Origin of the sequence: Pseudarthrobacter sp. YAF2, from assembly GCF_052113345.1 — a bacterium.
Lineage (GTDB): Bacteria > Actinomycetota > Actinomycetes > Actinomycetales > Micrococcaceae > Arthrobacter.
In genome coordinates, this window is record NZ_JBFRDA010000034.1 from 1 (window position 1) to 11150 (window position 11150).

Genomic DNA, 11150 nt, shown 5'->3' on the forward strand with positions numbered 1-11150 from the left:
GATCACTACAAGCTGCAAGGTGTCCCCGTCCTCGCAACCTCGGGGACACCTTGCATTCCATAGCTCAGTCCGGGCGAGACGGCGGTCGAATATTGCAAGCTTTGTGCAACGGAATTCCTTGAGACTCCGTCGCCTTAGCTACACCCCAACCTGACACAGGGGCGTCGGCTTGTGCCCCAGGAATAGGAACGAAGAACTGGGTCCACTTAGAGGCTTGACCCCGTCGCCGCCGACAGCCGGGGACAATTCCTGTGGGTTATCCGGCCCTTCGCGGCTCGTGGTTGCGGGGTCTCGGAGGAACGCACGGACCGGTAGCGGTTTTCATCGATGCCGAGCATCCGCGGTGCCAGGGCATCGACATCGGAAGCGTCGCCGAATCCAGAGCCCGCTGGACTAGCCACCACGAGACACCGAACGAAGCGGCGGCCCTTGCGGATCCGATGCTGCCGTCGGCCAAGGCCTCCGGAGCCGGGGGCGTGGACCGTGCCCGGCGCGGGACCCGGGTTGTTCCTCGTGAATGGTCCGGCGGGGGCACAGGTCCCCATCGCAGAAGAACCTCCGCTTGGCTCAGGCCACTTCGATCCGCCCGGCGACAGTGATGTCGCGAAGCCGTTGTGGCCGGCGTGCATGCACGCGGGTGCTGATCACACCACAGGCGGGGCAGCCGGCGTCGGCGGCCACGACGCGGATCGGTCGCTGCCCGAAGGCGAGGACCTCAATGTCGGTGACGCGGTAGTCGGGCACGTTCAAGTTGGCGGTGGCAGCATCGGGGCACGGGGAATTACACCCAATACGTAGGCATCGCCGACCCCTACACCGACTAGCTCGGCAACAGGTCCCCATAAACCGCAGGGGTCTCCGCCCCGCAACACTGAGACCCCCGCCTCCACCACGACCACTGAGGTCGCAGGAGGGGCAACAAAACACGCCACGCGCGAACCTTATTCACCTTGATCATTACTCCACCAGGCTTGGCAGTGAACGCCTTCGTTGCGGACTAGATGTCGGAAGAACGATGATCGACGCATCGGGACCGACGAACGTATCAACAGTTAAGATACCTGTTCCGAAGTGAGCCAAGACCGGAGGAGCCGGGTCACAACGGGCAGGACCCACACTGTCATCACGGGCGTAAGGACGGTGGTAGTCACTAAAACCCTTGCGGCAGTCCATAGTCCACTCCAGGTGGGATAAACGGCTTCAACCAGAAGCGCAAAAATCAGGCTGACCGGGAAGAACGCAAGCCAAACGCTGACCGCCTGCTTCCAACGCGGGGGTTGTGGCGCGCGAGAAGCAAGAGCTTCTTCGGATTGAGGGAAGGAATCGAACCAGCCCTCCATCCCCGTATACTTTTCGATGCGCCTTTCCTCAACCAACCCGTCTCCTTGATCTAGCCACTGCTTGCGCGAGCTTGAACTCTCCCAGGCGTGGAGGGACGACGGGTCAGCGAACCGATAGAGCATGTGACATTCATCGCTTCGCGACGAAGACCGGATCCACCCGGATCCAAGAAAGCCTGGGCAGCGACTCGCAAGATCTACGCCAGATTAAACCCACGCCGTCACGTCCTCGATACGCGAAGGATCTACTTTTCGTGTTACAGAAACCGTCACTGACGAGGACAGGGACTCATTAGCCGTAGTCATGTTCGCTACCTACCTAGGACCTTTAGCATGCTGGGCTCTTTTTGTTCCGGTTAAGGTCGGAGCTCCGCAGCTATGAGCGCACCGTCTAGTCCTGCCCTAGCGTGCGGATGACCACCGGACGACGTGGAGTCCGATCCACTTGCAGAGTGAAGATGTCGGGCCGTGAATAGTTTCCGACAGCATCAAAGTCCAAGTGGGAGCCGGCCTTGATGTTGCTATCGATATCAGCAAATAGGACGCACTCCTCGTCGTAGACGGGGCCGGCGATGGTTCGGCCCAGTGGGTCTATGATTACGCTGCCCCCGCGGATCGGCGTCTCCCCCACATACCGCAAGGAGTCCCGGTCCGCGTCTTCAAAGTCTTCGCGGGTGAGGTACTGGCAGGCCGAGAGCACGAAGACCCGGCCTTCCATGGCGATATGGGTCATGGTGGCCTGCCAATTAGGGCGGTCATCAACTGTCGGGGCACAGTAAAGGTCCAGGTCCTGTGAGTACATGTACTGCCGGAGCATTGGCATGTAGTTTTCCCAGCAAATCACGGCCCCTGCCCGGCCCGCCGGGGAATCGACGGCTTCCATCGTGGAACCATCACCAAACCCCCAGACCAGGCGCTCAAGGGCCGTGGGCATAAGTTTGCGATGGACCCCAACGAGGCCTTTATCAGGCGAGATGCTGACGACGGAACAATAGAGCGTGTTGCCCATTTTTTCGATGAGGCCCATCATGACAAAGACATTGTTCTCCGTGCTGGCTTCGCAGAGGAGTTGCATCTCCGGCCCGTTCAGATCGACGGCATTTCGGGCGTACCGTGCGAAGACATCCCGGCCTTCTTCGGTCCGCAGCCCCAGGGCTGCGCCGAACTGCATTCCTTTGGGATATCCCCCGATGAAGGCTTCGGGGAATAACGTAAATTCTGCGTTGCCACGTGCGCACTCGGAGATCAGGTCGACGGCCTTGGAGACCGTCTTTGGAGTGTCGAAAAGGAAGGGGGTCGCCTGAACCACTGCAACACGGGACATGTCATTCCTCTTTCTGGAAGCATCGGCAGGTTGTCCGCCGGGTTATGGCAGGTGTCGGTCGCGGAGGCGCTCATGGGGTGGCCGACCAACCTCTCAATGCACGTCCAACCGGTGATCACCACCTAATAGGTGGACGGGTGCCCTTCAACGCGTTGGTTGGTGGGCACCCGCCTTTCCCGCCACTGGAGCCAGGCTCATGTGGCGGTGCCGGATTTAGCGAGCAGAACCAGACGTGATGACTGCACCGCTGTTGAGCTTCCGGACAGGTGCTTCGTCCAGCCAAGAGACAACGTCCTCGAAGGCTTCGCCGTAAAACTTCGTGTAGCTTTCTGCGGTCACGTAACCCAGGTGTGGTGAAAGCAGTGTGTTCGGGGCGTCCAGGAGCGGGTGGCTGGCAGGGAGCGGCTCAATGTCATAGACATCAAGCGCGGCCCCCCTGATCCATCCGTTCTTCAGGGCATCGACGAGGGCGCTCTGGTCCACCAGTGGCCCGCGCGCCGTATTAACCAAAACGCCTTTTGGCCCCAGCAGCCGAAGCTCCTCTGCACCCACGACGCCTTCAGAGCGTTCGGAGAGCCGAACATGCAGCGTGACGACGTCGGCTTGGGTGAAGAGTTGCTCTTTCGTGACTCGGCGGACGCCAAAGTCGGCAGCCGTGGAGTCCTGCAAATTGGGACTCCAGGCGATAACATCCATTCCGAACGCCTTGCCATAGGCGGCGATCCGCTGTCCAATCTTGCCCAGTCCAAGGATGCCTAGAGTCTTACCTGCCAGTTCAAAGCCAACGCTTGTTTGCCATCCCCCTGCCCGCAGCGCGTTTTCCTGCGCTGAAAGATCACGGGCAAAAGCAAGAAGCAGCGCCCAAGTCTGTTCCGGGGCGGCCGTGGCGGACCCGGAAGTACCGCAGACCAGGATGCCCTTCTCATCTGCTGCGTCAAGGTCGATCGCTGCGTTCGCCATACCTGTCGTGACCAAGAGCTTCAAGTCGGGCAGCTCCGTCAACACCTCGCGTGGGAACGGCGTCCGCTCGCGCATCGCGACGATGATGCCAAACCCCTGCAGGGCTGAAATTGCATCGGAGGTGGAGGCAAAAGGCTCCCGGAATGTAGTGACCTGCACACCGCGATCCTGCAGGGTTTGCCACGGCGCAAAGTCCTTCGCTGCGTCCTGATAGTCGTCCAGTATGGCCAAGCGTATGTTAGTCATGCTTCCTCGTTTGTCGTGGTCGGTGCAATCTCGTTATTCGAGTACAGGTAGGAATAGAGTGCTGTCTGGTCGGTGCCCGCGGGCAGGGAATGACTGGCTGACTTCCATAGTTCGAAGTTGGCGTCTGCGATCGGAAGGCTGAGGTTCATGTTGTGTGCCATGGCGCGTGCTATCCCCAGGTCCTTTGCCATCAGTGACATGGCAAAACCGGAGTTGAATGTCCCGCTGAGAATGAACTGGGCAACCTTGTTCTCGGTGGTGTTGCTTCGGGAGGACGAGGCGTTAAACACGTCGTTGAGCTGCTGAGGGTCGATACCGAAGTGTTCTCCGGCGATGAGGGCTTCAGAAGTTGCCGCGATCGTCACAGCCGAAACCATGTTGTTAAGGCACTTTGCCGCATGGCCTGATCCTGCAGGGCCGACATGAAAGGTTTTGCTGCCCATACGATCGAACAGGGGTCGAGCCGCATCGACGTCTTCTTTTGAACCTCCAGCCATGATGGCCAGCGTGGCGCCAACGGCTCCTTTGACTCCTCCGGAAACTGGAGCATCGACGTAGCGCAGCCCCTTGCTTGTCAGGGCTTCGCCCACAGACCGGCTGCGATGCGGTTCGCTGGAGCTCATATCGATAACCAACGCACCCTGGCGAAGAGCTGCTGCCACGCCATCGTTGAAGAGCACAGCTTCGACTATGTCGGAGGTCGGAAGCATAAGGATGAGGACATCGACGCTGGACCAAGGAGACTCCTCACTCCATGCCCGAACGCCGTGCTCCTGCGCGAAGGCCTCAGGTATGCCGGCGGCGGCATCTGCAACTATGAGGGGTACGTTTCCCTGGGCCAAGTTCGCGGCCATCGGCCGGCCCATGTTTCCCAAACCAATAAATCCGACGTTGGACATGATCTCCTCCAGGCAGGTAAGGGTCGAACGACCCGGTAATAGGGTATTACAGTATTACGCGATTGGTAAAGAGCTGCGCCCCGTGACGTGCAGACGAAGGTATGGGTTAGGCCGTCAAGCGGCGACGCATTTCGCCAATCGCGGCTGCGGCAGCCTTGCGCACGTGCTCCTCACATGCCTCTCGCGTTTCTGCTGGATCCCTGCGGATTGCTGCCGCCGTCGTAATGCGCTCGAGTTCCTCGACCGTCTTCGGCTCCCGCCCTGGCGAGGCCAGGGAATACATACGGAGGACTTGCGTCCGGGCGTTTACCAACTTCAACATCCGCCGGATCTCCTGGTTTCCGGCACCGTCAAGGAGAACATCGTAGTAGGCATCCTTAAGCTCCAGACTTGCTGAAATGTCGGCGCCACCAATGGTTTCCCTGATGTTACTAAGGGCTTGAACGAGGCGCGCACAGTCCTCCCCCGCCGCCCGGGTCGCAAAAAGGCTCCCCGCCAGCGACTCCAAGGCGGCCCGCACCTCATAGAGGCCCTCGGCTTCCTGCAGGGTCAGCGTAGCGACTTCCGGGCCGCGGTTAGGGACGGTAGTAACCAAGCCCTCGCTTTCCAATTGCCGCAGCGCCTCGCGAACCACGGTCCTGCTGACGGAAAACCGATCGCACAGCACGGACTCTACGAGCCGCTCCCCGGCTCCGTACTCGTTGGTCACGATCGCCTTCCGTAACGCGTCAGTTACTTCTTGGCGAAGCGGTGCCGCCGTACGGCGAATCGCGGTGGATGTCATTCTGCGCTCCTATGGTTTTGAACCATCATACCGTCTGACACATTTCGGTAACACTGCGGAAACCGGTGCATCTAAGGGTGGAACAGGCGGGCTACTCACTTCCGGGTTTCAAAAACTCCTCGGTTCCTATGGACAGTATTACCGTATTACGGTACTAATAGAAGTGATCCGCCCCACAAGCTAAAGGAATGGTTCCCATGACGGTTACGACGAGCATTACCTCGAACGACACAGAGGCAGCCCAAGCCTACGTTGATGACATCGCCACCAAGCGTGGTTACGTGCTCGATTATCACAAGGTGCTGGCGAAGCACGATTTCGCTCTGCTCCAAGCGGCCAACGGTGTCGTGTCTGCCGCATATCTTGACCAACGAACCTTAGACCGAAAGACGAAGGAACTCATCTTCATCGTCAGTCTCACCGTGATGCGGGCCTCCAAGGGCCACATTCAGAGTCACATCCGGGTGGCCCTCGACCTTGGCCTTACCTCTCAAGAGATTCTCGAAGCCATCGAAATTTCCCTTCCCGAGGCAGGCATTGTTGCCTTCCAAGCCGGCGTGGAAGCTTGGCGTGAAGTCGTCGGTGCAGACGGACTGGAACCCACCGTGTCTGTCCATGAAGGCGGCAACGGCGCGTCTTAACTCCCGCTCACTATCGTGCGGCAAGGCAACGAACTGCTCATCTGGACCGCCTTACGACGGTACTACTGCTGGTAGCGCAGATGGCATTGCGAACAACATCTCGAGGTGCGGGTTTCGCTAGGGGCAGAGTCGAGTAGCTGACCCGCCAAACGGATCGGCCCACTTTGGGGACGAGCTTAAATTGGAAGAAGAAAAAGATGGAAACTTTTCCGCGCTTCACAGCAGCAGCGGTCCAAGCAGCGCCGGTTTATCTGGATGCAGACAAAACAATACAAAAAGCGGTCGCGCTCATTCACGAGGCAGCCGGCAACGGGGCCAGCCTCGTCGCTTTTCCGGAAGTTTTCGTAGCTGGCTTTCCTTACTGGGTATGGACTATGAACCCAGTCCAGGGCGGGGAATGGTTTGAGCGGCTCTACCGTGCCTCAATCGATATTCCAGGCCGGCATCTGGACACGCTTCGCGCTGCAGCAGCTGCTACGCAAACAACTGTTGTGATTGGTGTGAACGAACGGGGACGGCACAGCCTCGGCGTCATCTACAACACGGTAGTTACCATCGGCCCTGACGGTGCTGTGATAGGACTCCACCGGAAGCTCGTGCCCACGTGGGCAGAAAAGCTCGTATACACAGGGGGCGACGGGTCAAGTCTTAAAGTTCATGAGACTCCGGTCGGGCCTCTCGGAACACTCATATGCGGCGAAAACACGAACACCCTCGCCCGCTTTGCACTGTTGGCGCAGGGAGAACTGGTTCACGTTTCGAGTTATATATCCTCCCCCGTGGTTCCTGCCGACTACGACATGGCCGATGCCATCGCGATCCGCACAACAGCACACGCCTTTGAAGGCAAGCTTTTCTCGATCGTCTCCTGTTCGACCATCTCCGAGGAAATCATCGACATGGTTGCCGGTGATGACCAGAGAGTTCGTGAGATGTTCCGCCGGGAACGCAGCGCGCTCTCGGGAATTTTCGGACCGGACGGCCGGCCAGTAACCGAACCGCTCATCGATGCGGAGGGAATTGTGTACGCCGAAATCGACCTCAGCCGTTGCATCGCTCCCAAACAGATGCACGACATCATCGGGCACTACAACCGATTCGACATCTTCTCGCTGCAAGTGAATGCAAAAGCACACGAGCCTGTCCGCTTTCATAACGCTGAAACGCCGGAGGACCACTCGGCGATCGGCCCTTGGAATCCCGCCGACATCCATGGTCTGGAACCAGTACCTGGCATGGAGAAGGTTCTATAACCGCCCGGTGTGCCCTCGCCTACGCGCAGGCCCGGCACACCGGACCGGGAGGCTGGTCATGGAATAGGGCCCTGCCTTCATCCTCAGGCGGCTCCACCGGGCCAACCAGCAGCGCTGCGTAGCCCCGGCATCGAGAGAAACCGTATCCCCAAATATGACCGTCGCTCGTCGCAACAACCGGGCGCGTCATTAACTACAACAGTTAGACGGTTGGTTATGAAAGTTCATTCTGGTGCAGCACCCCAAACGAGCACCTCCAAAATATCAGTCAAAAACATCATGGCCGGGTCGGTCGGGCACGTCATGGAATGGTTCGACTACGCTGTATACAGCTTTGCCTCCCCGATTATTGCAGCCCAGTTCTTCCCCTCGGATGATCACGTGACATCGCTCCTGGCAACCTTTGCAGTGTTCGCTGTCGGTTTCGCCGCAAGGCCACTCGGGGCATTCGTGCTCGGCCCACTGGGTGACAAGATCGGTAGCACGAAGGTTCTTTCCCTGTCCATTATCCTCATGGCCATGTCGACTCTGTTCATGGGTTTGCTGCCCACATACGCTCAAATAGGTATCTGGGCCCCGATCCTTCTCATTGCTGCCAGACTGGTGCAGGGGTTCTCCGTTGGCGGAGAAATCGGTAGCGCAAGCACTTTCCTTGTGGAAATTGCGCCGCGAAAACGGCGAGGATTTTATGGTAGCTGGACCCACCAGAGCACCAGTGTAGGGATGCTCCTTGCATCCCTCGTCTATACGATCCTGTCTCTCAGTCTGTCCTCTGAGGCATTGAACTCGTGGGGTTGGCGGGTTCCGTTCATCTTCAGTATTTTCCTGGCGGTCTTCGGTTTCTATCTGCGAAAGAAGATGCCCAACACACCCAAATTTGAAGAGGTCGTGCAGCACAACGAGGTCGTCAAGCAGCCCTTCAAGGAAATGCTCTTTACATACCGTCGGGAAATGCTCCGCGTCATAGGCGTCGTGGTCAGTTTCACGATCGGGTTCTATTTCATCTTCACCTACCTGCCGACATACGTGAAAACCGTGGTCCACGCATCGTACGCCTCCGCCTTCGGATCTAACGTGTTGGGACTGGCCTTCTTCGCCGTCATCCTGCCGTTCCTCGGGTTGCTATCCGACAGAGTCGGAAGGAAACCGCTGATGCTGACTGCATACGCTGGGTTCGCCATCCTGACCTATCCAGTGCTCCTCATGATCAACAGCGGTTCATTTGTCCTGCTCGTCGTGGCACAGCTTGTCCTGGTCCTCCTGCTGGCTCTGGTGGCCGCGCCACTTCAAACAGCCTTGGCTGAAATGTTCCCGACGCGTGTCCGCAACAGTTCTCTCTCCATTGCATACAACGTCTCCATCGCCGTATTCGGTGGCACCGCGCCGCTCGTGGCAACTTATCTAAATTCAATTTCAGGTAACAACCCCCTTTCCCTTGCGATTTACATCGGAATGGGAGGAGTTATCTCCTTCTTTACACTTCTCCCTATGAAGGACAAGTGGCGCGAGGAGTTGGCCTAGCAGAGGGTTTCAATAGCGCGGAACGAATAGTGGAGGACATCCTGCATGTCCTCCACTACCGCGGGAAGCCTGCTCAGGATGACCGGCTTCCCGCCCGGTCCGGCCGACCCTTCGCCCCAGGTTGTCGGGGTGGACGGCATCGAACCTACCGTTCAGGTGCATGAGGGTGGCAGCGGCGCCTCCTAAGCGGCCGTTCAGTCCTAAAACTTAGTGGTTGTCCCGGCCCGTTCCGGTCGGGACAACCGCCCCGGCGTTCAACCGTTTCATCCCCGCTATGAATACTTCCGAGGTGTCGAGGATCCACAAAAAATCGTCATCCTGGAGTCCTACCGCACGGCAGCGGACTTCCAAGCCCACCGTGACAGCCAACATTTCCAGGAGATCGGCGTGGGAACCATCATTCCGCTCCTGCACGATCGATCGGTGTCCACATACGACTCCCCCGCAGGATGACAACATCCTTCCCCGGTACCAAACTTTTCCCCTGGTAGGGGAAAAGCCCCTCATGAATGGAGACCAGTAATGTCGCCTCTGACTACCCAATCCAGCAGTACGCAAGAGCGTGAACGCGAACTTCTGGCATCGGTTCCCACCGGCCTGCTGATCGGCGGGCAGTGGCGGGACGCGTCCGACGGCGGCACATTCGACGTGCACGACCCTGCCACCGGGGAGGTACTCGCCACGCTCGCCTCCGCCACGAGCGAAGATGCGGTTGCTGCCTTAGACGCAGCCGACGCTGCGCAGGCAGCGTGGGCACGGACCGCGCCCCGGGTACGGGCGGAGATCCTGCGCCGGGCCTTTGACCTGGTCACCGAACGCGCCGAGGACTTCGCCCTGCTGATGACCCTGGAAATGGGCAAGCCGCTGGCCGAAGCCCGCGGCGAAGTCACCTACGGCGCCGAATTCCTGCGCTGGTTCTCAGAAGAAACGGTCCGTGACTACGGCCGCTACCTCACCACGCCCGAAGGCAAGAACAAGATCCTAGTCCAGCACAAACCTGTCGGACCCTGCCTGCTGATCACCCCCTGGAACTTCCCGCTGGCCATGGCCACCCGCAAGGTCGCTCCCGCCGTGGCTGCCGGCTGCACCATGGTCCTCAAACCGGCCAAGCTCACCCCGCTGACGTCCCAATTGTTCGCCCAGACCATGCTCGACGCCGGCCTTCCCGCCGGGGTGCTGAACGTCGTGTCCTCCGCCTCTGCCTCCGGCATCTCGGGTCCGCTGTTAAAGGACTCCCGGCTCCGGAAAGTCTCCTTCACCGGTTCCACCCCGGTCGGCAAGCGCCTCATGGCGGACGCGGCGCAGAACGTGCTGCGCACCTCGATGGAACTGGGCGGGAATGCGCCGTTCGTCGTGTTCGAAGACGCTGATCTGGACAAAGCAGTCGAAGGTGCCATGGCCGCGAAGATGCGGAACATGGGCGAAGCCTGTACCGCCGCCAACCGGTTCCTGGTCCAGGAATCCGTAGCCGAGGAGTTCACGCGGAAGTTCGCCAACGCCATGGCCGCTCTGACCACCGGCCGCGGGACTGAACCCACTTCCCAGGTTGGGCCTTTAATCGACGGCGGAGCCCGCGACGACGTGCACGCCCTCGTAACCGCCGCCGTCGACGCCGGAGCCACCGCAATCACGGGCGGAGCACCCGTGGACGGGCCAGGCTACTTCTACCAGCCCACGGTGCTGGGCAATGTGCCAAACGGCGCCGCGATCCTGGGCCAGGAAATCTTCGGCCCCGTCGCCCCCGTCACCACCTTCACCACCGAAGAGGATGCCATCAGGCTGGCCAACGCCAGCGAGTACGGCCTCGCTTCCTACCTGTACAGCCGCGACTTCAACCGGCTCCTGCGCGTAGCCGAGCAAATCGAGTTCGGTATGGTCGGCTTTAACGCCGGCGTCATCTCCAACGCCGCCGCACCCTTCGGAGGGGTCAAACAATCCGGCCTCGGCCGCGAAGGCGGCACCGAAGGCATCGCCGAATACACCACCACCCAATACATCGGCATCGCAGACCCCTACGCCAACTAAAAGCCCCGGATCACTACAAGCTGCAAGGTGTCCCCGTCCTCGCAACCTCGGGGACACCTTGCATTCCATAGCTCAGTCCGGGCGAGACGGCGGTCGAATATTGCAAGCTTTGTGCAACGGAATTCCTTGAGACTCCGTCGCCTTAGCTACACCCCAA

Annotated in this window: 11 protein-coding genes; 6 read left to right on the forward strand and 5 right to left on the reverse strand. The window is 59.5% G+C overall.

The window, feature by feature from the left end; all coding sequences use genetic code 11:
- Positions 1-567 precede the first annotated feature (567 nt).
- The 5 genes from AB4Y79_RS21325 to AB4Y79_RS21345 all read right to left on the reverse strand — a co-directional run bounded on the left by AB4Y79_RS21325 (position 568) and on the right by AB4Y79_RS21345 (position 5553).
- Positions 568-750 carry a hypothetical protein gene (locus tag AB4Y79_RS21325; protein ID WP_441866146.1) on the reverse strand — a complete coding sequence of 61 codons (183 nt, stop codon included), beginning with the start codon at positions 748-750 and terminating at the stop codon, positions 568-570.
- 981 nt (positions 751-1731) lie between these two features.
- A complete protein-coding gene (locus AB4Y79_RS21330) occupies positions 1732-2664 on the reverse strand; it encodes a carbon-nitrogen hydrolase family protein (protein WP_441866148.1) in 933 nt (310 codons plus the stop codon).
- A 213-nt stretch (positions 2665-2877) separates the two neighbouring features.
- The gene (locus AB4Y79_RS21335; RefSeq protein WP_441866150.1) at positions 2878-3870 is read right to left on the reverse strand and encodes a D-2-hydroxyacid dehydrogenase family protein; all 993 of its coding nucleotides are present in this window, start codon (positions 3868-3870) and stop codon (positions 2878-2880) included.
- Positions 3867-4769, reverse strand: a complete 903-nt coding sequence (locus AB4Y79_RS21340; protein WP_441866152.1) for an NAD(P)-dependent oxidoreductase — start codon at positions 4767-4769, stop codon at positions 3867-3869. Before AB4Y79_RS21340 ends, AB4Y79_RS21335 begins: the two co-directional genes overlap by 4 nt.
- A 106-nt stretch (positions 4770-4875) precedes the next feature.
- The gene (locus AB4Y79_RS21345; protein ID WP_441866154.1) at positions 4876-5553 is read right to left on the reverse strand and encodes a GntR family transcriptional regulator; all 678 of its coding nucleotides are present in this window, start codon (positions 5551-5553) and stop codon (positions 4876-4878) included.
- Between the two features lie 197 nt (positions 5554-5750).
- Here AB4Y79_RS21345 and AB4Y79_RS21350 point away from each other — a divergent pair, with 197 nt between their 5' ends.
- The 6 genes from AB4Y79_RS21350 (at position 5751) to AB4Y79_RS21375 (ending at position 10993) form a co-directional block, all read left to right on the forward strand.
- Positions 5751-6194 carry a carboxymuconolactone decarboxylase family protein gene (locus tag AB4Y79_RS21350; RefSeq protein ID WP_441866156.1) on the forward strand — a complete coding sequence of 148 codons (444 nt, stop codon included), beginning with the start codon at positions 5751-5753 and terminating at the stop codon, positions 6192-6194.
- 197 nt (positions 6195-6391) lie between these two features.
- Positions 6392-7447, forward strand: coding sequence for a carbon-nitrogen hydrolase family protein (locus tag AB4Y79_RS21355; protein WP_441866158.1), 1056 nt, complete (start codon positions 6392-6394; stop codon positions 7445-7447).
- Positions 7448-7663: 216 nt separating this feature from the next.
- A complete protein-coding gene (locus AB4Y79_RS21360; RefSeq protein ID WP_441866159.1) occupies positions 7664-8968 on the forward strand; it encodes an MFS transporter in 1305 nt (434 codons plus the stop codon).
- 45 nt (positions 8969-9013) lie between these two features.
- Positions 9014-9154: a hypothetical protein gene (locus tag AB4Y79_RS21365; RefSeq protein ID WP_441866161.1), complete on the forward strand. Its 141-nt coding sequence runs from the start codon at positions 9014-9016 to the stop codon at positions 9152-9154.
- Positions 9155-9178: 24 nt separating this feature from the next.
- The gene (locus AB4Y79_RS21370) at positions 9179-9421 is read left to right on the forward strand and encodes a putative quinol monooxygenase (RefSeq protein WP_441866163.1); all 243 of its coding nucleotides are present in this window, start codon (positions 9179-9181) and stop codon (positions 9419-9421) included.
- A 69-nt stretch (positions 9422-9490) separates the two neighbouring features.
- Positions 9491-10993 carry an NAD-dependent succinate-semialdehyde dehydrogenase gene (locus AB4Y79_RS21375; protein ID WP_441866165.1) on the forward strand — a complete coding sequence of 501 codons (1503 nt, stop codon included), beginning with the start codon at positions 9491-9493 and terminating at the stop codon, positions 10991-10993.
- Positions 10994-11150: the final 157 nt, after the last annotated feature.

What these genes read in the sequence shown, in the direction of transcription:
- AB4Y79_RS21330 (WP_441866148.1), bottom strand. Translation starts at nt 2,664, where the DNA reads ATGTCCCGTGTTGCAGTGGTTCAGGCGACCCCCTTCCTTTTCGACACT.
- AB4Y79_RS21335 (WP_441866150.1), bottom strand. Translation starts at nt 3,870, where the DNA reads ATGACTAACATACGCTTGGCCATACTGGACGACTATCAGGACGCAGCG.
- AB4Y79_RS21340 (WP_441866152.1), bottom strand. Translation starts at nt 4,769, where the DNA reads ATGTCCAACGTCGGATTTATTGGTTTGGGAAACATGGGCCGGCCGATG.
- AB4Y79_RS21345 (WP_441866154.1), bottom strand. Translation starts at nt 5,553, where the DNA reads ATGACATCCACCGCGATTCGCCGTACGGCGGCACCGCTTCGCCAAGAA.
- AB4Y79_RS21350 (WP_441866156.1), top strand. Translation starts at nt 5,751, where the DNA reads ATGACGGTTACGACGAGCATTACCTCGAACGACACAGAGGCAGCCCAA.
- AB4Y79_RS21355 (WP_441866158.1), top strand. Translation starts at nt 6,392, where the DNA reads ATGGAAACTTTTCCGCGCTTCACAGCAGCAGCGGTCCAAGCAGCGCCG.
- AB4Y79_RS21360 (WP_441866159.1), top strand. Translation starts at nt 7,664, where the DNA reads ATGAAAGTTCATTCTGGTGCAGCACCCCAAACGAGCACCTCCAAAATA.
- AB4Y79_RS21365 (WP_441866161.1), top strand. Translation starts at nt 9,014, where the DNA reads ATGTCCTCCACTACCGCGGGAAGCCTGCTCAGGATGACCGGCTTCCCG.
- AB4Y79_RS21375 (WP_441866165.1), top strand. Translation starts at nt 9,491, where the DNA reads ATGTCGCCTCTGACTACCCAATCCAGCAGTACGCAAGAGCGTGAACGC.